General features: G+C 72.6%; 25 protein-coding genes. 21 read left to right on the forward strand and 4 right to left on the reverse strand.

Annotated features, from left to right (window positions below; translation table 11 throughout):
* The first annotated feature begins 59 nt into the window (after nucleotides 1-59).
* The 6 genes from NR112_RS09050 (at nucleotide 60) to NR112_RS09075 (ending at nucleotide 6,185) form a co-directional block, all read left to right on the forward strand.
* Nucleotides 60-851 (forward strand): isoprenyl transferase, encoded by a 792-nt coding sequence (locus NR112_RS09050; RefSeq protein WP_374512031.1) that lies wholly within the window; start codon nucleotides 60-62, stop codon nucleotides 849-851.
* 182 nt (nucleotides 852-1,033) lie between these two features.
* Nucleotides 1,034-1,987 (forward strand): WXG100 family type VII secretion target, encoded by a 954-nt coding sequence (locus NR112_RS09055; protein ID WP_256793674.1) that lies wholly within the window; start codon nucleotides 1,034-1,036, stop codon nucleotides 1,985-1,987.
* Nucleotides 1,988-2,113: 126 nt separating this feature from the next.
* Nucleotides 2,114-2,785, forward strand: a complete 672-nt coding sequence (locus NR112_RS09060; RefSeq protein WP_256793675.1) for a hypothetical protein — start codon at nucleotides 2,114-2,116, stop codon at nucleotides 2,783-2,785.
* Nucleotides 2,782-3,120, forward strand: a complete 339-nt coding sequence (locus tag NR112_RS09065; protein WP_256793676.1) for a hypothetical protein — start codon at nucleotides 2,782-2,784, stop codon at nucleotides 3,118-3,120. The genes NR112_RS09060 and NR112_RS09065 overlap by 4 nt, the downstream gene beginning before the upstream one ends.
* Nucleotides 3,121-3,630: 510 nt before the next feature.
* Entirely contained in the window at nucleotides 3,631-4,866 is a 1,236-nt protein-coding gene (locus NR112_RS09070) for a PhoH family protein (protein ID WP_374512089.1), read from the forward strand.
* A 422-nt stretch (nucleotides 4,867-5,288) separates the two neighbouring features.
* Nucleotides 5,289-6,185, forward strand: coding sequence for a lytic transglycosylase domain-containing protein (locus NR112_RS09075; protein ID WP_256793678.1), 897 nt, complete (start codon nucleotides 5,289-5,291; stop codon nucleotides 6,183-6,185).
* A 93-nt stretch (nucleotides 6,186-6,278) separates the two neighbouring features.
* Here NR112_RS09075 and coaA read toward each other — a convergent pair whose 3' ends face one another.
* Nucleotides 6,279-7,271, reverse strand: a complete 993-nt coding sequence (gene coaA / locus NR112_RS09080) for a type I pantothenate kinase (RefSeq protein WP_374512036.1) — start codon at nucleotides 7,269-7,271, stop codon at nucleotides 6,279-6,281.
* 72 nt (nucleotides 7,272-7,343) lie between these two features.
* Here coaA and glmS point away from each other — a divergent pair, with 72 nt between their 5' ends.
* The 9 genes from glmS to tsaD all read left to right on the forward strand — a co-directional run bounded on the left by glmS (nucleotide 7,344) and on the right by tsaD (nucleotide 16,395).
* Nucleotides 7,344-9,203, forward strand: a complete 1,860-nt coding sequence (glmS, locus tag NR112_RS09085) for a glutamine--fructose-6-phosphate transaminase (isomerizing) (protein WP_256793682.1) — start codon at nucleotides 7,344-7,346, stop codon at nucleotides 9,201-9,203.
* 1 nt (nucleotide 9,204) lies between these two features.
* Entirely contained in the window at nucleotides 9,205-9,555 is a 351-nt protein-coding gene (locus tag NR112_RS09090) for a holo-ACP synthase (protein ID WP_256793683.1), read from the forward strand.
* Complete coding sequence (locus NR112_RS09095; protein WP_256793684.1) at nucleotides 9,555-11,069, forward strand: bifunctional ADP-dependent NAD(P)H-hydrate dehydratase/NAD(P)H-hydrate epimerase; 1,515 nt, start codon at nucleotides 9,555-9,557, stop codon at nucleotides 11,067-11,069. The genes NR112_RS09090 and NR112_RS09095 overlap by 1 nt, the downstream gene beginning before the upstream one ends.
* 65 nt (nucleotides 11,070-11,134) lie before the next feature.
* On the forward strand, nucleotides 11,135-12,349 hold the full coding sequence (gene alr / locus NR112_RS09100; protein ID WP_256793685.1) for an alanine racemase: 1,215 nt from the start codon (nucleotides 11,135-11,137) through the stop codon (nucleotides 12,347-12,349).
* A complete protein-coding gene (locus tag NR112_RS09105) occupies nucleotides 12,346-13,596 on the forward strand; it encodes an alpha/beta fold hydrolase (RefSeq protein ID WP_256793687.1) in 1,251 nt (416 codons plus the stop codon). Before alr ends, NR112_RS09105 begins: the two co-directional genes overlap by 4 nt.
* Before the next feature lie 4 nt (nucleotides 13,597-13,600).
* Nucleotides 13,601-14,065 (forward strand): tRNA (adenosine(37)-N6)-threonylcarbamoyltransferase complex ATPase subunit type 1 TsaE, encoded by a 465-nt coding sequence (gene tsaE, locus NR112_RS09110; RefSeq protein ID WP_256793688.1) that lies wholly within the window; start codon nucleotides 13,601-13,603, stop codon nucleotides 14,063-14,065.
* Nucleotides 14,066-14,147: 82 nt separating this feature from the next.
* Entirely contained in the window at nucleotides 14,148-14,858 is a 711-nt protein-coding gene (gene tsaB / locus NR112_RS09115) for a tRNA (adenosine(37)-N6)-threonylcarbamoyltransferase complex dimerization subunit type 1 TsaB (protein WP_256793689.1), read from the forward strand.
* Nucleotides 14,855-15,352: a ribosomal protein S18-alanine N-acetyltransferase gene (gene rimI, locus NR112_RS09120; RefSeq protein ID WP_256793690.1), complete on the forward strand. Its 498-nt coding sequence runs from the start codon at nucleotides 14,855-14,857 to the stop codon at nucleotides 15,350-15,352. The genes tsaB and rimI overlap by 4 nt, the downstream gene beginning before the upstream one ends.
* On the forward strand, nucleotides 15,349-16,395 hold the full coding sequence (tsaD, locus tag NR112_RS09125) for a tRNA (adenosine(37)-N6)-threonylcarbamoyltransferase complex transferase subunit TsaD (protein WP_256793691.1): 1,047 nt from the start codon (nucleotides 15,349-15,351) through the stop codon (nucleotides 16,393-16,395). The genes rimI and tsaD overlap by 4 nt, the downstream gene beginning before the upstream one ends.
* A 368-nt stretch (nucleotides 16,396-16,763) precedes the next feature.
* On the opposite strand, the gene NR112_RS09130 is transcribed toward tsaD, so the two are convergent.
* Nucleotides 16,764-17,789, reverse strand: coding sequence for a glycoside hydrolase family 3 N-terminal domain-containing protein (locus tag NR112_RS09130; protein WP_256793692.1), 1,026 nt, complete (start codon nucleotides 17,787-17,789; stop codon nucleotides 16,764-16,766).
* Between NR112_RS09130 and NR112_RS09135 the strand changes: the two genes are divergently transcribed.
* The 4 genes from NR112_RS09135 (at nucleotide 17,755) to NR112_RS09150 (ending at nucleotide 20,929) form a co-directional block, all read left to right on the forward strand.
* Nucleotides 17,755-19,146 (forward strand): nucleoside hydrolase, encoded by a 1,392-nt coding sequence (locus NR112_RS09135; RefSeq protein WP_256793693.1) that lies wholly within the window; start codon nucleotides 17,755-17,757, stop codon nucleotides 19,144-19,146. The genes NR112_RS09130 and NR112_RS09135 overlap by 35 nt on opposite strands.
* Nucleotides 19,146-19,970 carry a PfkB family carbohydrate kinase gene (locus NR112_RS09140; RefSeq protein ID WP_256793695.1) on the forward strand — a complete coding sequence of 275 codons (825 nt, stop codon included), beginning with the start codon at nucleotides 19,146-19,148 and terminating at the stop codon, nucleotides 19,968-19,970. Before NR112_RS09135 ends, NR112_RS09140 begins: the two co-directional genes overlap by 1 nt.
* Nucleotides 19,971-20,105: 135 nt before the next feature.
* Entirely contained in the window at nucleotides 20,106-20,438 is a 333-nt protein-coding gene (locus NR112_RS09145) for a metalloregulator ArsR/SmtB family transcription factor (RefSeq protein ID WP_256793696.1), read from the forward strand.
* On the forward strand, nucleotides 20,438-20,929 hold the full coding sequence (locus NR112_RS09150; RefSeq protein WP_256793698.1) for an SRPBCC family protein: 492 nt from the start codon (nucleotides 20,438-20,440) through the stop codon (nucleotides 20,927-20,929). Before NR112_RS09145 ends, NR112_RS09150 begins: the two co-directional genes overlap by 1 nt.
* A gap of 134 nt (nucleotides 20,930-21,063) precedes the next feature.
* Here NR112_RS09150 and NR112_RS09155 read toward each other — a convergent pair whose 3' ends face one another.
* The gene (locus NR112_RS09155) at nucleotides 21,064-22,305 is read right to left on the reverse strand and encodes a class I SAM-dependent methyltransferase (protein WP_256793700.1); all 1,242 of its coding nucleotides are present in this window, start codon (nucleotides 22,303-22,305) and stop codon (nucleotides 21,064-21,066) included.
* A gap of 237 nt (nucleotides 22,306-22,542) precedes the next feature.
* Here NR112_RS09155 and groES point away from each other — a divergent pair, with 237 nt between their 5' ends.
* Entirely contained in the window at nucleotides 22,543-22,839 is a 297-nt protein-coding gene (gene groES, locus NR112_RS09160; RefSeq protein WP_020144866.1) for a co-chaperone GroES, read from the forward strand.
* A 135-nt stretch (nucleotides 22,840-22,974) separates the two neighbouring features.
* A complete protein-coding gene (groL, locus tag NR112_RS09165; protein WP_256793703.1) occupies nucleotides 22,975-24,588 on the forward strand; it encodes a chaperonin GroEL in 1,614 nt (537 codons plus the stop codon).
* A gap of 194 nt (nucleotides 24,589-24,782) precedes the next feature.
* On the opposite strand, the gene NR112_RS09170 is transcribed toward groL, so the two are convergent.
* Nucleotides 24,783-25,070 (reverse strand): WhiB family transcriptional regulator, encoded by a 288-nt coding sequence (locus NR112_RS09170; RefSeq protein ID WP_020144864.1) that lies wholly within the window; start codon nucleotides 25,068-25,070, stop codon nucleotides 24,783-24,785.
* Nucleotides 25,071-25,120: the final 50 nt, after the last annotated feature.

The following is a 25,120-nucleotide window of genomic DNA, read 5'->3' on the forward strand; positions in this document are numbered from 1 at the left end:
TGGGCGAGCGGTACGGTGGGACCGCGGCCCGCTCGGGGCTGCCCAGACCGTGACCGGCGATGACACGAGCGAGTCGACGAGGAGGCCCCGTGGGGTGGCGCGATGTGGTCTACGGCGCGTACGAGCGCCGAGTCCTCAAGGATCTCCCCAGGGAGGCGCTCCCACGGCACGTCGCCGTCATGCTCGACGGCAACCGGCGGTGGGCCAAGGCCCGCGGCGCCGGCACGGCCAGTGGTCACCAGGCGGGGGCCGACAAGATCGAGGAGCTGCTCGAGTGGTGTCGTGAGGCCGGCGTCGAGTACGTCACCCTCTGGCTGCTCTCGACCGACAACCTGCGCCGCGCCGAGGAGGAGCTCGCACCGCTCCTCAAGATCATCGAGACGGCCGTCGCCGACCTCGCCGAGTCGGGGCACTGGCACCTCAAGATCGTCGGTGCCCTGGACCTCCTGCCGCCCGAGACGGCCGCGAGCCTCAGTGCCTCGGCCGAGCGCACCCAGGACGTCGACGGGATGATCGTCAACGTCGCCGTCGGCTACGGCGGACGCCGCGAGATCGCCGACGCCGTGCGCGACCTGCTGCTCGCGCGGGCCGCCGACGGCGAGACCATCGAGCAGATCGCCGCGGAGCTCACGGTCGAGGACATCGCCGGACACCTCTACACCAAGGGCCAGCCCGACCCCGACCTCGTTATCCGCACGTCGGGCGAGCAGCGGCTCGGTGGGTTCCTCCTGTGGCAGAGCGCGACGTCGGAGTTCTACTTCTGCGAGGCCTACTGGCCCGACTTCCGCCACGTCGACTTCCTCCGCGCGCTCAGGGCGTATGCCGGCCGGCACCGTCGCTTCGGCGGCTGACCGGCGGCTGACCGGCCGTCCCGGCTGCGACACCCCCAGCCGCGGGGAGTCCTCCCCATTGTCCGGGTTGGCGTGGTTGCGTAGGTTGCGGGTGGGCCGAGACGCCGGGGCACGCACCACGGCTCCGAGCGGGCCGGCACGAGCACGACGAACACGGCGACGACGTCAGGGGAGTACGAGAGATGGCGATCTACAAGAAGGGTGCCGACCCGGTGGCCCTGCGGGCGTCGGCCGAGCGCATCACCGGGCACGCCCGTGAGTGCGACACCGTCAAGGGCGAGGCGAGCCGCGCCGTCCACGCCCTCAAGGGCCAGTGGGGCGGCGCCGACCTGAACCACCTGATGGATCGCTGGCCGCCGGTGGAGGCGCAGCTGACCCAGTTCGGCACCGACCTCGGCAAGCTGGCCGAGGCGCTGCGCCGCAACGCCGGCGCCCAGGACACCACGAGCGGTCTGGGCGGCTCGGGCGGGGCACCCGGCGGGTCCGGTGGCAGCGGCAGCGGCAGCGGCAGCGGCAGCGGCAGCGGCGGCGATGGTGGCATCCCGGGCTACGACCTGCTCAAGTCGCTGTGGACCCCGATCAAGGGCCTCGGCACGGCCGTCGGCCTGCTCGGCACCGGCCTGAAGATCAGGAACTTCCTCTCCAACCTCGGCAGCTGGGACCGCGCGACCGGCCTGTTCGCCAACCTCAAGAACGCGTGGAGCACCGGCCGTCTCGCCGAGTTCGGCGACGCGCTCAACCCGAAGAACTGGAGCACCCTCTCGCGCTTCATGCCGTCGCTCGCCGAGGGCGGGGCGCTCGCCCGCACGCTCGGCACCGTCGGCAAGGCGCTGGGCCCGATCGGTGTGGCCTTCGGTGGCTTCACCGTCGCCAACGACATCTCAGAGGGCAACTACGGCCGCGCCGGCTACGACTCCGTCATGACGGGCCTTGGGGCCGCGGCCCTCATGACGCCGCCCCCCGTCGACGTCGTCTGCGGCATCGCCGCCGGTGGCATGGCGGTCGGCCAGCTCGTCTACGACAACTGGGACACGATCACCGACTTCACCGGTGAAGCCGTCGACGCGGTGGGTGACTTCGCCTCCGACGCCGGCGACGCGATCGGTGACCTCGCCGACAAGGCGTGGCCGTTCTGACCGGTCCCGAGGGCCCCGGGAGGCGAGATCTCGAGGCACCCGGCATCGTTGACGTGACGACAGGGCCGCCGCGCCGGCCGCACGACCATCCCGCGAACGACACACAGACCACGATCGAGGAGAACCATGGCTGACCCGATGAAGGGCACCCCGCTCGAGGGTTTCGAGCTCCCCGAGGACGTCTTCGGGCTGGGAGCCGCCGAGCTCGCCTACCTGATGGCCCGCCACGAGACCCCCGCGGGTGAGCGCTCACGCCGTCTGCTCATGCTCGACCCACGGGCGGCCGACGACGCCGCCCTGCTCGCCGGCGCCTCGAGCCTCGCGTCGCGCGGCTGGCTCACGGTCAGCGACGACGGCACGCCGCAGTCGCGCTCGAACGCCGCGCTCGTCGAGTATGCCGTGGGTGCGGCCACGCGGTGGACCCGCATCGGACTCGTGGGCGAGAACGTCAGCCAGGCCGACTTCGCGATCCTCGTCGAGTCCGACAGCGTCATCGCCCTCATGCAGCCGCGCCAGCTCGCGTCGTGGTTCATCCGACTCGGCGAGCGCGACGGCAAGACCGGTGCCCTCGTGACCGGGCTCGTGCGCGAGCGGTTCGCCGCGAACGCGGAGGCCGGCGTCTTCCTCGAGGTGCAGACCCTCGAGGGCAGCACCAACCTCGCGATACGTCGCTCCGGCACCGACTTCGAGGCGCTCACCGACGTCGCCGGGCCCGGCACCGGCTCGGGCAGGGTCGTCGACGCCGAGGGCCTCCAGGGCGCCGTGTCCGCCCTCTACGCAGAGAAGGTCGACGCATGAGCGCCCCGACGCCACGCCAGACCGACCCCACCGGCCAGACTCCGCCGAAGGAGCCGTTCTCCTACGTCAGCCAGCAGCGCGGGCTGCTCACGCTCAAGATCCGCGAGCCCGCGCTGATGTTCGTCTTCTTCCTCGCCTTCACCGTGGTCGGCGTCATCTTCTTCTCCATGGTCAAGAAGGGCGCCGACCAGGGGGCCGAGGGCGCCATGGGCGTCGCGTACCTCATCCTCGCGATCTTCGGCGGCCTCGGCGTCATCGGCATAGCCATCGCGGCCGTGCGCTGGCGCTGGAAGCGTGAGTACGTCCGCGTCATGGGCCGCTCGCCCTGGGCCTGACGTCGCTCCGCGCCGACCATGGCGCGAGCACCAGAGTGCGCCCGAGTCGCCGTCGGTACCGGTTCACGACCGGGGCCGGCGGCGACCGGCGTGTGACGCCCGCGTGAACTCTCCGGCGACACGACGACACGACGTCACTCAATCCCCGTCGCCGTCACCTCCGGGTCGTACCGTCGTCCCAACGGCCGACACCCGTCGGGCGTTGCCAGGAGGCCCACCCATGGAGCGATCGCTCAGGACGGAGGGTCGGGCAGTGCGCCACCCTCTGGTGGTCACCGCCCGGCATCTCGGGAGCGATTAGGCGCGCGACGCGCGCCGCGTTGGGAGTGGCACATGGCTCGTACGACCCGTCAGGTCACGTCGGACCCCGCCAGCACGAACACCAAGCCGGCCGCGGCCTCCACACGCGCCACGACTCGCGCCTCCACGCGCACGACGGCCCGCGAACGCGAGCCCGAGCACAAGACGTACATCCTCGACACCTCGGTGCTCCTGTCCGATCCCCGGGCCATGCTCCGCTTCGCCGAGCACGAGGTCGTCCTGCCGGTCGTCGTGGTGACCGAGCTCGAGGGCAAACGGCACCACCCCGAGCTCGGCTACTTCGCCCGCCAGGCCCTGCGCCTGCTCGACGACCTGCGCGTCAGCGAGGGCCGGCTCGACAAGCCGGTCGCCGTCGGCACGGACGGGGGCACGCTGCGCGTCGAGCTCAACCACACCGACCCGTCCTCGCTGCCGGCGGGCTTCCGCCTCGGCGACAACGACACCCGCATCCTCGCGGTGGCCCGCAACCTCGCCGACGAGGGCGCCGACGTCACCATCGTGTCCAAGGACCTCCCGATGCGCGTCAAGGCCTCGGCGTGCGGTCTCGAGGCGGAGGAGTACCGCCACGAGCAGGGCGTCGACTCGGGCTGGACCGGGCTGCAGGAGCTCGAGGTCAGCAGCGAGGAGCTCGACCAGCTCTACGACCGTGGCCGCATCGAGCACGCCGGCGCCGCCGAGCTGCCGTGCCACACGGGTCTCGTCCTGCTCTCGCCGCGGGGAAGCGGCCTGGGGCGGGTCGGCGCCGACAAGCAGATCCGGCTCGTGCGCGGTGACCGGGACGCGTTCGGCCTGCACGGCCGCAGCGCCGAGCAGCGGATCGCCCTCGACCTGCTGCTCGACCCCGACGTGGGCATCGTCAGCCTCGGGGGTCGGGCCGGCACCGGCAAGTCGGCCCTCGCGCTCTGCGCGGGCCTCGAGTCGGTCATGGAGCGCCGGGCCCAGCGCAAGGTCCTCGTCTTCCGCCCGCTCTTCGCCGTCGGTGGGCAGGAGCTCGGCTACCTGCCCGGCACCGAGCAGGAGAAGATGAACCCGTGGGGCCAGGCGGTCTTCGACACCTTGGGGGCGCTCGTCTCGACGGAGGTCGTCGAGGAGATCATGGACCGCGGCCTGCTCGAGGTCCTGCCGCTGACGCACATCCGCGGGCGCTCGCTCCACGACGCGTTCGTCATCGTCGACGAGGCCCAGTCGCTCGAGCGCAACGTGCTCCTCACCGTCCTGTCGCGCATCGGCCAGAACAGCAAGGTCGTGCTCACCCACGACGTGGCCCAGCGTGACAACCTGCGCGTCGGCCGGCACGACGGCGTGGCTGCCGTCATCGAGAAGCTCAAGGGGCACCCGCTCTTCGCCCACGTCACGCTGACGCGCAGCGAGCGCAGCCCCATCGCGGCGCTCGTCACCGACATGCTCGAGGGTCTCGAGATGTGACCTGAGTCACAGGCTGCACGGCGCTCCCCGAGCACGCGGTTCGGGGAGCGCCGTGCGCTGGAGCACTGGCCATGACCCCGGCGAACCCTCGCCCCGATTTGCGCCTCGGGGGCGTCGGATGGCACCGTGTGAGGTTGAAGATCTCGGAACGGTAACGCTCACCTCGGGGTGTGAGCGCGGCCGGCCGGGTCACCTCCACGTCGGGCGCAGCCGCCGACGGGCCAGCGCCCGCAGACGCACGCGCCGGGCACCCCCCTCGACACAGGAAGGCGTGACGTCTGTTCATGGCACGGTATGAAGGCCGGCACCGCAACGCACCGGCTCCCTCGACCGCTCCGCGCCCGAACCCCGCCACTGCCTCGGCGCGGTCCGGCCGCGTCCACCCCCAGACGGCTCCGGCCGTCCCCGGCAACCCCCGCCCGGTGAGCCACGGCGCGGCCGTTGCGGCAGGTGCTCCGGGTGCGAAGGGTGCGACCGAGGCGGCCCGGCGGGCCTTCGACCCCACCCGTGCCATCCCCGTCACCCCGGCCGTCGACCGTGGCACCTCCTCCACGAGCGCTGCCGGCCCCGAGGCCCGACGCTCGTCGTCGGCCCAGCCGCACGCGACGCGCAGCAGCCGACACCACAAGCCCTCCGCGCGCAAGCGTCACGTCGGCCGACCGATCCTCGCCGGCGCGCTCGCCCTCGGCCTCTGCGCCTCCGGGCTCGCCTACGCCAAGGCCACGAACCTCATCGGCGCCGACGCCGCCGCCTTCGTCGTCGGCAGCGGCGTCGTCGCCCAGACCGACGAGCTGGCTCGCGCCTCGACGGTCGACACGACCTACCGCGCCGCCGCCTCGGTGTCGCGCAACGAGCGCCGCACCGCCATCGCGGCCACCGGCCTCCGCACGGCCAAGGAGCTTGAGGTCAAGAAGAAGAAGGAAGCCGCCAAGCAGGCCGAGCTGGCCCGCGCGCAGGCGGCCAAGGCCGAGCGTGCCAAGGAGCGCCAGCGCGCCATCGACAACGCCAAGGACGACCCGCAGGCCGCGGCCCGGGTCCTCATGGCCGATCACGGCTGGACGAGCGACGCGCAGTACAACTGCCTCGTCAACCTCTGGACCGGCGAGAGCGACTGGCGCTGGTTCGCCGAGAATGCCAGCTCGGGCGCGTACGGCATCCCGCAGTCCCTGCCCGCCCGCAAGATGTCGCAGTTCGGTGCCGACTACCGCACCAACCCGCTGACCCAGATCAAGTGGGGTCTCTGGTACATCGAGATGTCCTACGGCAACCCGTGCAACGCCTGGTCCACGTGGCAGGCGCGCTCGCCGCACTGGTACTGACCTGACCCAGCCGTATGCCGTGTGGCCGGCTCCCAGCGGGAGGCCGCCACACGGCATACGTGCGTCGTCGGCACAGCGGGCCGAGGCGGTCGGTCAGATCTTGCGGAGGCGCACCCGGCGGACCTCGTGGTTGTCGCCCTTGGACAGCACGAGGCTGGCCCGTGAGCGCGTCGGCAGGATGTTCTCGACGAGGTTCGGGCCGTTGATCTCGCGCCAGATCCGGTTGGCGGTCGCGACCGCCTCGTCGTCGGACAGCACGGCATACCGGTGGAAGTACGAGTCGGGGTCCGAGAACGCCGTCTCGCGCAGGCGCAGGAAGCGCTCGACGTACCACTTGCGCACGTCGTCCACCCAGGCGTCGACGTAGACCGAGAAGTCGAAGAAGTCACTGACCGCGAGACCGGTCCCGCGCACGGGGTGCACCTCCGGCGCCTGGAGCACGTTGAGGCCCTCGACGATGAGCACGTCGGGCTGGCGCACGACGATGCGCTCGCCGGGGACGATGTCGTAGGTCAGGTGCGAGTAGACGGGGGCGGTGACCTCGGCCCGACCGGACTTGATCTCGGCGACGAAGCGGAGCAGGGCGCGCCGGTCGTAGGACTCGGGGAAGCCCTTGCGCTGCAGGATGCCCCGGCGCTCGAGCTCGGCGTTGGGGAAGAGGAATCCGTCGGTCGTGACGAGCGCGACCCGCGGCGTGTCCGGCCAGCGGGCGAGCATCTCGCGCAGGATGCGCGCCGTCGTCGACTTGCCGACGGCCACGGAGCCCGCGACGCCGATGACGAACGGCGTCTTGGCCGGACGCTCGCCGAGGAAGTCGCTCGTCACCTGGTGCAGCTGGCGGGTGGCGCCGACGTAGAAGTTGAGCAGGCGCGAGAGCGGGAGGTAGACCTCCTCGACCTCGTTGAGGTCGACGCGGTCACCGAGGCCGCGCAGACGCGCGAGGTCGGCATCGTCGAGGTTGAGCGGGTGGTTCTCGCGCAACCGGGACCACGCGGCCCGGTCGAACTCGACGTAGGGCGACGGGATCGCGGTCCCGTTGGCGCCGTTGCCACCGTTCCCTTCGGTACCGTTGGATGTCTCCGACACGTGCGACATTCTTGCGGACGTCACGGGCGGGGGTGGCGTGGGGCTCCCGAACGGTCCCCTAGGCTGGACCTCATGTGCGGAATCGTGGGATACGTCGGGCGGACCGACGACGGGACGGCGCTCGACGTCGTCATGGAGGGTCTGGCGCGTCTGGAGTACCGCGGCTACGACTCGGCCGGCGTGGCGCTCGTCGACGGGGACCACGTCGAGACCCGCAAGAAGTCAGGCAAGCTGGCCAACCTCACGGCCGAGCTCGAGGCCGACCCCATGCCGTCGTCGACCACCGGCATCGGCCACACCCGCTGGGCCACGCACGGCGGCCCCACCGACCAGAACGCCCACCCGCACCGCGGTGGCAAGGACGGCAAGCTCGCCCTCATCCACAACGGCATCATCGAGAACTTCCACAGCCTCAAGCAGGGCCTGCTGGCCGACGGCGTCGAGTTCACGAGCGAGACCGACACCGAGGTCGTCGCCCACCTCGTCGCCGCCGCGTACGAGCGCGAGCACGACCTCACCGACGCCATGCGCGCCGTCGTCGCCGAGCTCGAGGGCGCGTTCACGCTCCTGGCGATCCACGCCGACCAGCCCGGCGTCGTCGTCGGCGCCCGCCGCAACAGCCCGCTCGTCGTCGGCCTCGGCGACGACGCCAACTACCTCGGCTCCGACGTCGCGGCCTTCATCGGCCACACGCGCCACGCGCTCGAGCTCGCCCAGGACCAGATCGTCACGATCACGCCCGAGGGTGCCAGCGTCATCAACTTCGACGGCACGCCGGCCGAGGGCAAGGCGTACGAGGTCACCTGGGACGCCGCGGCTGCCGAGAAGGGCGGTTACGCGACGTTCATGGAGAAGGAGATCCACGACCAGCCACACGCCGTCGCCGACACGCTCCTCGGTCGCACCGACGCGGAGGGTCGGCTCGTCCTCGACGAGATGAGCGTCTCGGAGGAGCAGCTCCGTTCGGTGGACCGCATCACGATCGTGGCCTGCGGCACCGCCGCGTACGCCGGCATGGTCGCGAAGTACGCCATCGAGCACTGGACGCGCATCCCGGTCGAGGTCGCGCTCGCCCACGAGTTCCGCTACTGCGACCCCATCGTCAACGAGCGCACCCTCGTCCTGTCCATCAGCCAGTCCGGCGAGACGATGGACACCCTCATGGCCGTCAAGCACGCCCGCGAGCTCGGTGCCATCACGGTCTCCGTGTGCAACACGCACGGGTCGACGATCCCGCGCGAGTCCGACGCCGTGCTCTACACGCACGCCGGTCCCGAGATCGCGGTGGCCTCGACGAAGGCGTTCCTCGCCCAGATCACCGCCTGCTACGTCCTCGGCCTGTACCTCGCGCAGCTGCGCGGCGGCTCGTTCGCCGACGACGCGCAGTCGGTCATGAAGGAGCTGAGCGGGGTTCCCGCCAAGATCGAGACCCTGCTCGGCCAGATGGACCGCGTCAAGGAGATCGCCAAGTTCATGGCCGACACCCGCGCGGTCCTCTTCCTCGGGCGCCACGTCGGCTACCCGATCGCCATGGAGGGCGCGCTCAAGCTCAAGGAGCTCGCCTACATCCACGCCGAGGGCTTCGCCGCCGGCGAGCTGAAGCACGGTCCGATCGCGCTCATCGAGCCGGGCCAGCCGGTCTTCGTCGTCGTGCCGTCGCCGACGAGCGAGCACGGCCTGCACGGCAAGGTGGTCAGCAACATCCAGGAGATCCGCGCCCGCGGCGCCCGCACCCTCGTCATCGCCGAGGAGGGCGACGACTCGGTCGAGCCCTTCGCCGACGAGGTCATCCGGGTGCCCGCCACGTCGTCGCTGCTCGCGCCGCTGCTCACCGTCGTGCCGCTCCAGGTCTTCGCGCTGTGGCTCTCGACGGCCAAGGGCCTCGACGTCGACCAGCCGCGCAACCTCGCCAAGTCGGTCACGGTCGAGTGACGTGATCGTCGGGGTCGGGATCGACGTCGTCGACATCGCGCGTTTCGAGGCCACCCTCGAGCGCACCCCGGCGCTGCGCGAGCGGCTCTTCACGCTCGAGGAGCGCCACCTCGGCACCGCCTCGCTCGCGGCGCGCTTCGCCGCGAAGGAGGCGCTCGCCAAGTCGCTCGGTGCGCCGGTCGGGCTGCACTGGACCGACGCGCGGGTCGTGACGAGCGACGACGGCCGGCCCACGCTCGAGATCGGCGGCACCGTGCTCGCGCGAGCCAACGACCTCGGCGTCGACTCCTTCCACGTGTCCCTGTCGCACGACGCCGGAGTGGCGTCCGCCGTCGTCATCGCGGAGGGCTGATGATCCGCGCGCACTCCGTCGACGCGGTCCGCACCGCCGAGGCCGCCGTCATGTCGCAGCTCCCCGAGGGGGAGCTCATGTCCCGGGCGGCGCTCGGGCTCGCCGAGGTCGCGGCGGCCCGCCTCGCCGACGTCGAGGGCACCACGGTCGTCGGGCTGGTCGGCGCCGGCGACAACGGCGGCGACACGTTGTATGCCGTCGCCCACCTCGCGGAGGCGGGTTTCGCGTGCGCCGTGGTGCTCGTGCCGGCCTCGGGCCGCGCTGGCGTCCACGCGGCCGGTCTCGAGGCCGCCGAGGCGGCCGGTGTCATGGTCCACGCCGCCGCCGACGATCCGGCCGCTGCTGCTGACGTCGTCGCCGAGGCCGACCTCGTGCTCGACGGCATCGTCGGAATCGGGGGTCGCCCCGGCCTCCGGCCCGAGGCGACGCACCTCGTCGACGCGGTGGACGACGACGCATGGGTGCTCGCCGTCGACCTCGCCAGCGGACTCGACCCGGCCGGTGAGTCCGGAGAGGACGACGCCGTCTGGGCCGACGAGACCGTCACCTTCGGCACCCCGAAGCCCGTGCACCTGCTCCCGGCGGGAGAGGCCGCGACCGGCCGGCTCACGGTCGTCGACATCGGGATCGACGTCGACGGGGTGCCCGCGGCCGTCGAGCGCCTGACGTGGGACGACGTCGCCGACCTGTGGCCCGTGCCGGGCCGGGATGACGACAAGTACTCCCGCGGCGTCCTCGGCGTCGTGGCCGGCAGCGAGGCCTACCCCGGCGCGGCCGTGCTGTGCACGACGTCGGCCGCAGAGGCCGGCGTCGGGATGCTCCGCTACGTCGGCACGCCGACCCCGGTGGGTCTCGTGCACCAGGCCGTGCCCGAGGCGGTCATGGGCGACGGTCGGGTCCAGGCCTGGGTCATCGGCCCGGGCCTCGACGTCACGAGCACCGACCCAGAGGCACGGGCCCAGGTCGCGGTGGCCAGGGCCGCCCTCGCCTCCGACCTGCCCGTCGTCATCGACGCGGGCGGCCTCGACCTCATCGAGGGCTGGCGCGACGCGCCGACCGTGGTCACCCCGCACGCGGGAGAGCTCGGCCGGCTGCTGGCCCGGATGGTCCGGCCCGGCGCCGACCCCAGCGAGCCGGAGATCACCGCCGCTGACGTCAAGGCGGATCCACTGCGCTCCGCCCGCGACCTCGCCGGGCTCATCGGCGGCACCGTGCTGCTCAAGGGAGCCACGACGCTCGTCGTCAGCCATGGCGACCTGCCGGTGCGTTCTCAGGCTGACGCACCGCCGTGGCTCGCCACGGCCGGAGCCGGTGACGTGCTCTCCGGTGTCATCGGCGCCCTGCTCGCGGCGAGGTTGTCCCCGCTCGACGCGGCCTCGCTCGGCGCGCTCGTCCACGGCGTCACCGCCGACCGGGTCTCGGGCGGAGGGCCGCTGCGGGCGCTCGCGGTGGCCCACGGCATACGACCGACGGTGCGCGACCTGCTGGCCCGGGGACGGTCCGCGCCGGGCTGAGCCCGGCCCCCGCGCCGCGCGGGCCCTGCACCCGGACCTCCCACACGAACTGCGAGACTGAACCGATGAGCCAGATCGACGCCTCCGACGCCGAGCGGACCGCGACGCCCACCGTGGGCGAGCGCCCCGCCGCGCCGGAGACCCACGGACTGACGGTGTGGGCCGAGATCGATCTCGGCGCGCTCGAGGCCAACGTGCGCACGCTGCGCGCCCTCGCGCCCCGCTCCCAGTTCATGGCCGTCGTCAAGGCGGACGCCTACGGGCACGGCCTGCTGCCCGTCGCGCGTGCAGCTGTGCGCGGCGGCGCCACCTGGCTCGGCGCGGCGCAGCTCACGGAGGCGTTCGCGCTGCGCGACGCGGGCCTCACGACTCGGCTGCTGACGTGGCTCACGGTGCCCGGATCGGACGTCGGCGGCGCCATCCGGCGCGACATCGACCTCTCGGCCTCGGCGCCGTGGGTCCTCGACGAGATCGCGGCCGCCGCGTCGGCGCTCGGTCGCGTCGCCCGCGTGCACCTCAAGGTCGACACCGGCCTCGGGCGCGGGGGAGCCTTCGGCGCCGACTGGACCACGCTCGTGCAGCACGCTCGTCACCTCGAGGGGGAGGGCGCACTCTCGGTCGTCGGGATCTGGACCCACTTCGCCCACGCCGACTCGCCCGAGCATCCGACGGTGCTCGCCCAGCAGGAGCGCTTCTTCGAGGCCGCCACCGAGGCCGAGCAGGCCGGCCTGCGACCCGAGCTGCGCCACCTCGCGAACTCCGCCGCGACCCTCGTGCACCCGTCGGCGCACGCCGACCTGGTGCGCCCCGGCATCGCGATGTACGGTCTGACGCCGGTGCCACAGGTCGACGACGACTTCGGGCTGCGTCCGGTCATGACCCTCCGTGCGCGACTCGCCCTCGTCAAGGCGCTCCCGGCGGGACAGGGGATCAGCTACGGCCACGCGTACGTCCCTGACGTCGACACGGTCGTCGGGCTCGTGCCCGCCGGCTACGCCGACGGCGTCCCCCGCAACGCGACCAACGTCGGGCCGCTCCTCGTCGACGACCGACGCACCACCATCGCCGGGCGGGTCTGCATGGACCAGTTCGTCGTCGACCTCGGACCGGGGTCCACGGCCCAGGCCGGCGACGTCGTCACGCTCTTCGGTGGCGCGCCGGGCGAGCCGACGGCCCAGGAGTGGGCCGACGCGACCGACACCATCAGCTACGAGATCGTGACGCGACTCGGGGCCCGCGTGCCGCGGCTCTACGTCGGCGGCTCGGAGACCGGCACATGAGTCCGCGTCGCAACCCCGTCATCGGCATCGCCGCCGCGACGCTCGGTGTCGCGGCCGGCGTGGCGGCCGGCATCGCCGCCGACCGTGCGGGCAAGCACCGTGCGGCGATGGCGGCCCTGGAGACCCCCGAGCTGCTCGAGATCACGCCCGACGAGGAGCACGTCGTGCTCACCGACGACGGCGTCCCGCTCCACGTCGAGATCGACCTGCCCTCCGCCGCGACAGCCGCCGCGGCCGCCGACGGCACGACCCGCCACGGCCGTCCCGACGAGCTGCCCACCGTCGTGCTGACCCACGGCTACTGCCTCAGCCTGCGCTGCTGGGTCTACCAGCGCCGGGCTCTCAAGGAGGCCGGCTACCGCGTCGTCAGCTGGGACCAGCGCGGCCACGGCCGCTCGGGACGCGGCGAGAAGGACAGCTACACGATCGACCGGCTCGGCCAGGACCTCCACACCGTCATCAACCAGCTCGTGCCCGCGGGCGACCTCGTCCTCGTCGGCCACTCGATGGGCGGCATGACGATGCTCGCCCTCGGCGAGCATCACCCCCGTCTGGTCCTCGACCGGGTCGTCGGCGCCGCGTTCGTCGCGACGAGCCCGGGCGGCATCATGCTCGCCAACGGCGGGCGTACCGCGACCCTCGGCCGCCTCATGCTCGAGCGCCTCGGACCGGGAGTGCTCGGCCCGCTGAGCCACCGGCCCGAGCTCTTCACCCGGATCCGCCGCGTCGGCCGAGACATCGAGCACTTCATGGTCGAGCAGAACTCGTTCGCCTCGCCGGTGCCGCGCTCGGTCGTGCGCTACACGAGCGACATCCTCCTCGGCACGCCTCTCGACGTCGTCAACGACTATCTCCAGACGTTCGACGGCTTCGACAAACGGCCCGCGCTGCTCGAGTTCCGGCACGCCCTCGTCCTCGTCTTCAACGGACGCGACGACATCCTCACGCCGCCGTCGCACAGCGAGCTCATCGTCGAGGGCATCCCGGGCGCCGAGCACATCGTCGTCAACGACGCCGGGCACGTCATCATGCTCGAGCACCCCGACCTGCTCAACGCGCACCTCATCCAGCTCGTCGACCAGTCGGCGCGGGCGCGAGCCGAGCAGATCGAGGTCGCCCAGCAGCCGCGGGTGCGCCGCATCGTCACCGACGTCGCCAAGAACCGACGCCAGCGCCGCCTCGAGAAGGAGGCGGCCGAGCTCGTCCGGTCCGGTCGCGTCAAGCAGGCGCGCACCAAGGGGGCGTGAGCACGTGGAGCGCCAGGTCCACTGGGCCACCACCGAGGACACCCAGGACTTCGGCCGCCGGCTCGGCGCCCTGCTGCGCGGTGGCGACGTCCTCGTCCTCACCGGCGACCTCGGTGCCGGCAAGACGACCTTGACCCAGGGCATCGCCGAGGGACTCGGCGTCCGAGGACCCATCACGTCGCCGACGTTCGTCATCGCGCGGGTGCACCCGTCGCTCGTCGGCGGCCCGCTCCTCGTCCACGTCGACGCCTACCGCCTCGGCAGCGCCCTCGAGCTCGACGACCTCGACCTCGACGCCGACCTCGACGCGAGCGTGACGGTCGTCGAGTGGGGCGCGGGTCTCGCCGAACAGCTGAGCGACACGCGGCTCGAGCTGACGATCAGCGGCGACGACCTGCGCACGGCGCGGCTGCTCGGGGTGGGCGACCGGTGGGACGACGTCCTCGACGCCGTGGCGCCCGCGACCTGACCGCTACGAGGAAGCCGGGTGGACGGCATACGCGAGCGTGCGGGTTCGGGGACCCGGCGGGTGCTCGGATAGCCTGACCGACGTGCTCCTGCTCGCGATCGACACCTCCACGACCGCCATCACCGTCGGCCTGCACGACGGCAGCTCGGTCGTCGCGGAGGCCGCGACGCTCGACGCCCGGGCGCACGCCGAGCACCTCGCCCCCAACATCCGCGACGTCCTGGCCTCCGCCGGCGCGGAGCCCGGAGACGTCACCGACGTCGTCGTGGGCATCGGCCCGGGCCCGTTCACCGGCCTGCGCGTCGGGATCGTCACCGGCCGCACCTTCGCCTTCGCGCTCGGCCTGCCCGTGCGCGGGCTGACGAGTCTCGACGCGATCGCGCACGAGGCATGGCTCGGCGGCCGACGTGGCGAGCTGGTGGTCGCCACCGACGCCCGCCGCAAGGAGGTGTATGCCGCGGCGTACGTCCTCGGGGACGACCGCGCCGACCGTGTGACCGAGCCCGCGGTGTCCCGCGCGGGCGACCTGCCTGCCGAGACCCGAGGCCTGCCGACCGCGGGTCGTGGTCCCACCCTCTACGCCGAGGCGCTCCCGCACGCCGTGGCACCGCTCGACGTCAGCGGGGGAGCGCTCGCCGACCTCGCGGTGCGCCGACTGCGCGAGACCGCACCGGCCCCCGGCGGGTTGCAGTGGGTCGACCCCGGCCACGGCTTCGACGGGCTCGAGCCGCTCTACCTGCGCCGGCCCGACGCGGCACCCGCGCCGCCCTCGACGAAGTCGACTCTCGGATGACCGCGGCCCAGCCGCGCACGCACCCCGGCGAGGAGGTCGTGCTGCGCGACCTCGAGTGGACCGACCTCGCCCACCTCGCCGTGCTCGAGCAGCAGCTCTTCGCCGACGACGCGTGGTCCGAGGCCACGTGGTGGAGCGAGCTCGCCGGCCGCCCGCGTCGCGACTACGTCGTCGCCGCGACGTCCGACGGCACGATCGCCGGCTATGCCGGCCTCGACGTCGCGGGAGACGTCGCCGACGTCATGACCATCGCCACCAGCCCCGGCTACCAGGGTCGTGGCACGGGGCGGGTCCTGCTCGACGAGCTCGTCCGCCGGGCGACGCTGCGTGGCGTCGACGCCGTGCTGCTCGAGGTGCGCGCCGACAACGACGCGGCACGGCGCCTCTACGACCGGGCCGGGTTCGAGGTCATCTCGGTGCGCCGCCGCTACTACCGACCAGGCGACGTGGACGCGCTCGTCATGCGCCTCCTCGTCACGAAGGGAGACGCATGAGCGACGAGCCCCTCGTCCTCGGGATCGAGACGTCCTGCGACGAGACCGGTGTCGGCATCGTGCGCGGCCAGACGCTCCTCGTCGACACCGTCGCGAGCAGCGTGGAGGAGCACGCCCGCTTCGGTGGCGTCGTGCCCGAGGTCGCGAGCCGCGCCCATCTCGAGGCCATGGTGCCGACCATCGAGCGCGCGTGCCGTGAGGCGGGCGTCCGGCTGCGTGACCTCGACGCCATCTCGGTGACCGCGGGTCCCGGTCTCGCCGGTGCCCTGCTCGTCGGAGTCGCCTCGGCCAAGGCCTTGGCGCTCGCCCTCGGCACGCCGATCTACGGCGTCAACCACCTCGCTTCGCACGTCGCGGTCGACATCGTCGAGCACGGGCCGCTGCCCGAGCCGACGATGGCGATGCTCGTCTCCGGCGGACACTCCTCGCTGCTCCTCGTGCCCGACGTCACCAACGACGTCCGCTCGCTCGGCTCGACGATGGACGACGCCGCCGGGGAGGCCTTCGACAAGGTCGCGCGTGTGCTCGGACTGCCGTTCCCCGGAGGTCCGCACGTGGATCGCGCTGCGCGAGAAGGCAACCGGATCGCCATCGACTTTCCGCGCGGGCTCACCACCGGGCGTGACATGGAGCGGCACCGCTTCGACTTCTCCTTCTCGGGGCTCAAGACCGCCGTCGCGCGGTGGGTCGAGACGCGACAGCGCGCCGGCGAGGCCGTGCCCGTCGCCGACGTCGCGGCCAGCTTCCAGGAGGCGGTCGTCGACGTCCTCACCCGCAAGGCACTGCTCGCCTGCAAGGAGCACGACGTCGACCACCTGCTCATCGGGGGCGGGGTCGCGGCGAACTCGCGCCTTCGCGCGCTCGCCGAGGAGCGGTGCGCCAAGGCCGGTGTCACCCTGCGCGTCCCGCGCCCCGGACTGTGCACCGACAACGGCGCGATGGTCGCGGCGCTGGGCGCGCAGATGGTGTCGAAGGGGCGCGATCCGAGCGACCTCGGCCTTCCCACCGACTCGTCCATGCCCGTCACGCTCGTCCAGGCGTAGGTGTCGTCACGCCCCGCAGGTGGGCGCGTCACGCCCTCCGTGACGCTCCGTGGCGTGCTGTCGGCGGGCACCCGCTCGTCCGCGCGGTGTGGAGCGAAGGCGCCAGTATGCCGGCACGTCGCCTTCCAGCGTCACGGTGCCGCCTTCGATGCCGCGCGGCCGAACGGCTGCCCACCCCCGGGGCCGTCGCACTGCGCAGCCTGCACCCTCCCTCTGAGCCCGCTCGGCGCCCTCGTCCTGGCTGGGTGTGACCGAGCAACAGCGGGTGTGCACCCGTGCTCGGCCGTCGGCTCACGCCTGGGAGGGTTGGGGTTCGGTGGGGCTGGTGACTGGGCCGGGGCCGCGGTCTGGGGTGTCGCGGTCTGGGGCTACGGGCAGCGGGCCAGACCCATCCTGAGCTTGAGGTCGACGACTCTCGTCGCGGCGGTCTGGACCTGCTTCGCGAAGGCGGGGCTCGCGTTCATCTTCTTCGTGATCGCGTCGTGCATGGCGGGCACCGTTGCCGGGCGGGCGGTCAGGGTGATGTCACCCCCGGCCTCGATGAAGCGCGTGGCGCGCGCGCCGACGGGCACGTCGGCGACGGCTTTCGCCGCGCCGACGTCGTCGGTGATGACGACCCCGTCGTAGGAGAGCCGGTCGCGGAGCAGGTCGGTGACGATCCGCCGTGAGAAGACGGCGTTGGTGCCCGGGTCGATGCGGCTGTAGATGGCCGAGCCGACCATGACGAGCTCGACGCCGTCCTGGATGCCGGTGCGGAACGGCTCGAGGTAGGGGTCGTCGACCGTCGTCGTGCGGTCGGTGATGCCACGTGCCGTGACGTCGGTGTTGCCGGTGATGCGACCGAGGCCGGGAAAGTGCTTGACGGTCGAGGCGACACCGCCCGCGCGCATGCCCGCGATGAAGGCACCGACCATGCGTGCGTTGCGCTCCGGGTCGCTCGAGAACTGACGGTCGTACTGGCCGATCGGCCCGTTGTCGCGCCCGATCGAGGTCGGGACCGTGTCGGCGACCGGTGCGAGGTTGACGTTGATGCCCGCGGTGCGCAGCTGGTCGGCCCACCGCGACGCGTCGGCCGTGAGGGCGCTCGCCGAGCCCTGGTCCTGGACGCGGGCGGACGGCATACGGCTGAAGCCGTCGCCTCGCAGCTGCTGCACGGCCCCGCCCTCCTGGTCGGCGGCGACGAGCAGGCCGAGGCCGGCGGTGTCCTCCTTCGAGGCGAGCGCCGCGAGGTGGCGGGTCGTCGCACGGACGCGTTCGGTGCCGCCGTCCCAGCCGCCGAGCAGGATGACCCCGCCGAGGTGGCGCCGCGCCACGAGGGCGTCGAGGCTCGTGCGGCTCGCGCCGTTGTCGAGGCCGACCATGAGCAGCTGCCCCGCGCGCTCGTCGTCGTCCATGCCGGCGACGATCGCCGGGGCGCACGAGGAGGGCGACGCCGACGTGGTGGTCGTGGGGGCGGGGGTGGTCGTCGACGGGGTGGCGCTCGTCGGCGGGATCGTCGTGGGCGCGCTCGATGCCGAGGTCGAGGGGACGGTCGAGGGGACGGTCGAGGGGACGGTCGTGCTGCCCGTCGAGGTGGGTCCGGCAGCCGGCGGGGCGGAGGAGCAGGCGGTCACGACAGAGGTCACAGCGGCCGCGAGGACGGCCCCCCGGGCGATGGAGGGGCGGCGTCGGCTGTGGCTCGGGCGCATCGTCCGAGCCTATCCTCGGACGACGGTGGTCCCCAGCGGGGCTGCGGCGGCCACCGACCGGTACGTTGCCGCTGTGACGACCGAACCCACCCCCATCGTGCTCGACGTCGACACCGGAGTCGACGATGCCTGCGCCCTGCTCCTCGCCGCCCTGCACCCGGCCCTCGACCTGCGCGCCGTGTCGTGCGTCGGGGGCAACGCCCCCGTCGACGACGTCGTGCGCAACACGCTGCTCGTCCTCGAGACCGCAGGACGCACCGACGTCCCGGTGGCCCGTGGTGCCGAGCGTCCCCTGCTGGAGCCGCCCGTCGACGCCCGCCACGTGCACGGGGACGACGGCATGGGCGACCTGCACTGGCCCCCCGCAGGCGTCAGGGCCGACCCACGGCACGCCGTCGAGCTGCTCCGTGACGTCTGCCGAGAGGCTGCAGCAGAGGACCGTCCGATCACGCTCGTGCCCCTCGCCCCGCTGACGAACATCGCCCTGCTGCTCCGGACCTATCCGGACGTCGTGTCGGGCATCTCCGAGATCGTCTTCATGGGCGGCGCCGCCAACGTCGGCAACGCGACGGCGTCGGCCGAGTTCAACATCTTCCACGACCCGGAGGCGGCGGCGATCGCCCTCGAGGCCGCGGCCGACCTCGGCATCCCCGTGACGATGTACGGCCTCGACGTCTTCTACGAGCCGGTCGTGTCGGCCGAGCTGGCCGACGAGCTGGTCGCCGTGGGTGGGCGTGGCCCTGCCGAGCTCGCGGGCAGCCTGATCCGCTTCCAGAACGCCCGCTTCGACCGACCGGCGACGACCATCGGTGACGCCGGCGCCGTCTGCGTCGTCATCGACCGGGCCGGGATCCGGACCGAACCGCTGCCGCTGCGCGTCGAGCTCGCCGGCACGTGGTCACGGGGACGCACCATCGTCGACCGGCGCGACTGGAGCGGCGACATGGCCCACGACCCGCACGGCGAGGCGCCGGTGCGCGTCGACGTGGCGCTCGAGGTCGACGGTCCCCGCTACGCACGGCTCTGGGCCGACACCGTGCTCGGCCGGGTGGGCGAGCGCTGATGGGCCGCGTCGTCGTCCTCGGCTCCCTCAACGTCGACGTCGTGACCCGCGTCGAGCGCCACCCGCTGCCGGGCGAGACGCTGCTCGGCGAGGCGGGCGGCAGGTACGCCGGGGGCAAGGGTGGCAACCAGGCGATGGCGGCACGGCGTGCCGGCGCCGACGTCGTCATGGTCGGCGCGGTCGGCGCCGACGACGCCGGTGACGCGTACCTCGCGCGGCTGCACGCCGCCGGTGTCGAGACCGCCGTGACGCGGGCTCCCGATGCGCCGACCGGCACGGCGTACATCGCCGTCGACGATGCGGGCGAGAACACCATCGTCGTCGTGCCCGGAGCCAACCAGTGCGTCCAGGACGCGTCGATGGCGTCGGTCGGTGTCGGGGCGGGGGACGTGCTGCTCTGCTCCCTCGAGGTGCCTCTCGACGACGTGGCGCGGCTCGCGCTCGCCGCTCATCGGGCCGGTGCCCGCGTGGTCCTCAACATGGCGCCGTACGCTCCCGTGCTGGCCGACGCCGTCGCCGTGTGCGACCCCGTGGTCGTGAACGAGTCCGAGATGCGCCAGCTCGCCGACTCCGACCTCATGCCGGGCTCGCTCCTGGTCACGTTCGGCGCGGCGGGCGCCCGGTGGGGCGTCGAGCAGGTGGATGGCGAGGCCGTGCCTGCCGACGAGGTCGTCGACACGGTCGGCGCGGGCGACGCGTTCTGTGGGGCGCTTGCCGCGTCCCTCGCGGCCGGCGCCGACAACCGCTCGGCGCTCGAGGCTGCCAACCGCGCCGGCGCCGCCGCCGTGCGCTGGGCCGGCGCCCAGCCCGACGCCGCCCTCTGACCCACCCACCCCGCAACACACCGAGCAGGTCACGACACACCGGGGACTGAACGCGGTGGGTTGTGACCTGCTCGGTGTGTTGCAGGAGCAGGATGCACCTTGTCAGTTATGTAACTCAATGGTTACTCTCTGGGGATGAGCAGGACGTGGGAGGCGTTGACCGACCCGACGCGGCGGACCATCGTCGAGCACCTCGCCCGTGAGGAGCTGACGGCCGGCGAGGTCGCGGCGCTCTTCGATGCCTCGCGGCCCGGGATCTCGAGGCACCTGCGGGTGCTGCGGGAGGCCGGCGTCGTCGAGGCCGAGTCCGTCGGGCAACGGCGGGTCTATCGGCTCGCGCCGGGTGCCCTCGACGAGGTCGAGCAGTGGTGCCGCGAGGTCCGCTCGTTCTGGGGGCAGCGCCTCGACGCCCTCGACACCGAGATCGCCCGCGGCACGCGGGCCCGACGACAGGGACAGGGACAGTGATGACCGAGCTGACGCAGGTGCTGGGCCGGATCGACCGCGACGGCGATGAGGTGGTGGTCGTGTTCGACCGGCACTACGCGACGTCGCCCGACGACCTCTGGCGGGCGTGCACCGACCCTGACCGACTCGCCCGCTGGTTCGCCCGGGTGGCCGGGGACCTGACCGAGGGTGGGGAGTTCACGATCCATTTCGACGACGGCGACGTCCCGCGCTGCCGCATCCTGACGTGCGAACGGCCGACGCGGCTCGTCTGGGAGTGGCCGATCGGCGACGTCCGGACCGTCGTCACGGCCGAGGTGAGCGCGGACGGCGAGGGGTCGCGCCTCGTCCTGCGCCACGCGCGGCTCACGGACGGTCAGGTCGCGGGGTATGCCGCCGGCTGGGACACCTACGTGCGCACACTCGACGCCCACGTCGACGGCACGCCCGCACCCGACTGGGTCGCCACGTGGAGCGCCCTGCACGAGCTGTACGCCGCCGACCCGGCCTGAGCGACGCGGGCCGCCATGGACCTGCTGATCGTGCGGACCACGGTTTGGGGTGATCACCCCTCCGGGGGCCGCACGATCGAGCACATCATCAGGCACGCCGTCGGCGGAGGCCGGCTGTCGGTGCGGTCGGAGCCTCAGGCCGGCGTGACGACGAGGGCGACCTGGCCGCCGCCGACGCGCGTCAGGACGAGCGTCGCCTCGGAGCCCCCCTTGCCCCGGCCGGTCATCTTCAGCAGCCGGCGCAGCAGGTCGGCGTCGAGGGTCACGCCGCGCTTCTTGATGGTGACCCGGTCGTGGCCGTGGTCGCGCAGCCAGCGGGCGAGGCGCTTCGTCGACAGGGGCATCGCCTCGACGACCCGGAAGCGCCGCGCCCAGGGCAGCTCGCGTGCGATGCCGCTCGAGACGTAGCCGACGCCGGTGGCGAGCTCGGCGCCGTCGACGGCCGCCACGAGCGCCCCCGTGAGCCCGGCCCGGATGACGGCCCGGTCCGGCTCGTAGAGCCACTCGCCGATGTCGGTGACCGACCCGAGACCGGGTCTCTGTCCGCCGTCGAGGGCGTCCTGCTCCGTGACGACGGACGTCGAGGTCTCCGTGCACACGGCAGCAGTGCGCCCGGCCGTCGTGACGAGCGGGCCCCACCACACGGCGCACTCGAGCACCTCGCCGTGCCACGACGTCCACTGCGCCTCCGCCCCCGACGGGACCGAGCCGTGGGGGAACGCGGGGGAGAGCTTGGTGCCCGTCGCCGGCACCTGCTCGGCGAAGTCGAGGACCTGTGACCACGACGGCGAGATCGCGTCGAGCGAGAAGACGCGCTTCGTGCGCCCGCGGATGTCGGCCACCCCGGTGACACGGCGCGCGGGGTCGAGCCACAGCCCGAGGTGCCGTCGCCCCTCACCCTGCGGCAGGCGTACGTCCTCGGCGAGCCCGTGCGTCACCCGTGCCGACGCCCAGTGCCGTAGGTTGACCGCGGCGATGCGGGCCGTCGTGTCGTCGGCGTCGACCGCGTGGACGGTCAGGTCCAGGCCGGCGAACGCCATCGCGTCGGCACCCAGCCCGCACCCGAGGTCGTAGACGTCGCGGACCCCGGCGGCGGCATACCGGTGCGCGTGGCGTGCAGCGATGGCGAGGCGGGTCGACTGCTCGAGCCCGTCCGGGGTGAAGAGCATGCCGGCGGCGAAGTCGCCGAACTTCTCGGTGCCGCGCGAGCGCAGCCGCGACTGGGTCATGGCCGCCGCGACGAGGTCGGCCGCGAAACCCGCCTCGCGCAGTCGGCCCTGCAGGTGCAGCGAGCTCTCCTCGTCGTAGGGGGGCAGCGACTGGAGCAGGGCCCAGCCCTCACCTGCGGAGAGGCGATCGACCATGGCGGCGTCCATGGCCTCATCCTGCCAGCGCCGGCGGGGACGGCCGTCCGACCGTGGCGCAGCCACGAATCTGGCACTCGACTTGACCGAGTGCTAATGACAAACCTAGATTTCATCTTGTTGGCACTCTCGACCTGAAAGTGCCAACACCCCTCATCGAGGGAGGTCGACCCCCGCGACGGCGGCCAACCTCGAAGAGCCCACAGTCCGTTGTCAGTTTCCGACTGTCCCGAAGGGAAGGTCACCACCGTGTCGGTTTCCATCAAGCCGCTCGAAGACCGCATCGTCGTCAAGTCCCTCGAGGCCGAGCAGACCACTGCGTCCGGCCTCGTCATCCCGGACACGGCCAAGGAGAAGCCCCAGGAGGGCGAGGTCCTCGCTGTCGGCCCCGGCCGCTTCAACGACACCGGCACCGAGCGCGTCCCGCTCGACGTCAAGGTCGGCGACAAGGTCATCTACAGCAAGTACGGCGGCACCGAGGTCAAGTACGGCGGCGAGGAGTTCCTGATCCTCTCGGCCCGCGACGTCCTCGCCATCGTCGGCTGACCCAGCCGTATGCCGTGACCGCACCCCGGTGAGCCCCGCTGGGGTCTCCCCGGGGTGCGTCTCGTTTGACCGGGCAGGCATCGCCGATGCCCGGATTCCCAAGAACCACAAAGCAACCCGAGCCAAAGGAACACCATGGCCAAGCAGCTGGAGTTCGACGACTCCGCCCGCAAGTCGCTCGAGCGCGGCGTTGACGCGCTCGCCAACGCCGTCAAGGTGACGCTCGGCCCCAAGGGCCGCAACGTCGTCATCGACAAGAAGTGGGGCGCCCCCACGATCACGAACGACGGCGTGACCATCGCCCGCGAGATCGAGCTCGAGGACCCCTACGAGAACCTCGGCGCCCAGCTCGCCAAGGAGGTCGCCACCAAGACCAACGACGTCGCCGGTGACGGCACGACGACCGCGACCGTGCTCGCCCAGGCCATGGTCAAGGAGGGCCTGCGCAACGTCGCCGCCGGCGCCGCCCCGGCCGCGCTCAAGCGCGGCATGGACAAGGCCGTCACCGCGGTCAACGACCGCCTCCTCGAGAACGCCCGCGAGGTCGACGGCAAGGACGAGATCGCCTCCGTCGCGACGCTCTCCGCCCAGGACGCCACCCTCGGTGGCCTCATCGGCGAGGCGTTCGACAAGGTCGGCAAGGACGGCGTCATCACCGTCGAGGAGTCCTCGACGACGGCGACCGAGCTCGAGTTCACCGAGGGCATGCAGTTCGACAAGGGCTACCTCTCGGCGTACTTCGTCACCGATACCGAGCGCATGGAGACCGTCCTCGAGGACGCCTACGTGCTCATCAACCAGGGCAAGATCTCCTCGGTCGCCGAGGTGCTCCCCGTCCTCGAGAAGGTCGTGCAGTCGGGCAAGCCGCTGCTCATCATCGCCGAGGACGTCGACGGCGAGGCCCTCTCGACGCTCGTCGTCAACAAGATCCGCGGCACGTTCAACGTCGCGGCCGTCAAGGCCCCGGGCTTCGGCGACCGCCGCAAGGCCATGCTCCAGGACATCGCCATCCTCACCGGTGGCCAGGTCATCGCGCCCGAGGTCGGCCTCAGCCTCGACCAGGCCGACCTGACCGTCCTCGGCCAGGCTCGCCGCGTCGTCCTCACGAAGGACAACACGACGATCATCGACGGCAACGGCGAGGCGGGCGAGGTCTCCGGCCGCGTCAACCAGATCAAGGCCGAGATCGAGCGCACCGACTCCGACTGGGACCGCGAGAAGCTCCAGGAGCGCCTGGCCAAGCTCGCCGGCGGTGTCTGCGTCATCAAGGTCGGCGCGCACACCGAGGTCGAGCTCAAGGAGAAGAAGCACCGCATCGAGGACGCCATCTCGGCGACCCGCGCGGCCATCGAGGAGGGCATCGTCGCCGGTGGCGGCACCGCCCTCATCCACGCCGCGTCCGCCATCGACGCCCTCGAGCTGACCGGCGACGAGGCCACCGGTGCATCCATCGTGCGCAAGGCCGTCGCCGAGCCGCTGCGCTGGATCGCCGAGAACGCCGGCCTCCAGGGCTACGTCGTCACCTCCAAGGTGGCCGAGCTGGCCATCGGCCAGGGCCTCAACGCGGCGACCGGCGAGTACGGCGACCTCATCGCCGCCGGCGTCATCGACCCGGTCAAGGTCACCCGTTCCGCGCTGCGCAACGCCGAGTCCATCGCGTCGATGATCCTCACGACCGACACGCTCGTCGTCGACAAGCCCGAGGACGAGGAGCCGGCCGGCGGCCACGGCCACGGCCACGGTCACTGACCGACCGCGCGACACGGCATACGACCGGGGTCCTCGACGGGCCCCGGTCCCGCGCCCGGCACGACAGCGAGGGCCGCTCCCCGACGGGGAGCGGCCCTCGCTGCGTCTCGACCTCCGCGACCCCGTCGTGTCTCGCGGTCCGGTCGAGCGGCTGCGTCGGTCGTCGGCGGCGTGTGCCGGCGACCGTCAGACGGTCAGGAAGCCTCCTGGATGCCGTCGTAGAGGACCTCGCGCTCGGCCTCGGTCAGCCCGCCCCAGACTCCGTAGGGCTCGCGGACCTCGAGGGCGTGCGAGCGGCACTGGGCCACGACGGGACAGGCGGCGCAGACGGCCTTGGCCTGGGCGTCCCGGTTGCGACGGCGAGGGCCGCGCTCGCCCTCGGGGTGGAAGAAGACCTCGGGGCTGACGCCTCGGCAGGCCCCGTCCAGCTGCCAGTCCCAGAGGTCGGCTACCGGTCCGGGCAGGCGGGTGATCTCGGCCATGAACTCGTCTCTCGGTCGGGCGGGGGTGCCCGCCGTGTCGTACCGGCCCG

Source organism: Terrabacter sp. Ter38 (assembly GCF_024519435.1).
Classification (GTDB): Bacteria; Actinomycetota; Actinomycetes; order Actinomycetales; family Dermatophilaceae; genus Terrabacter.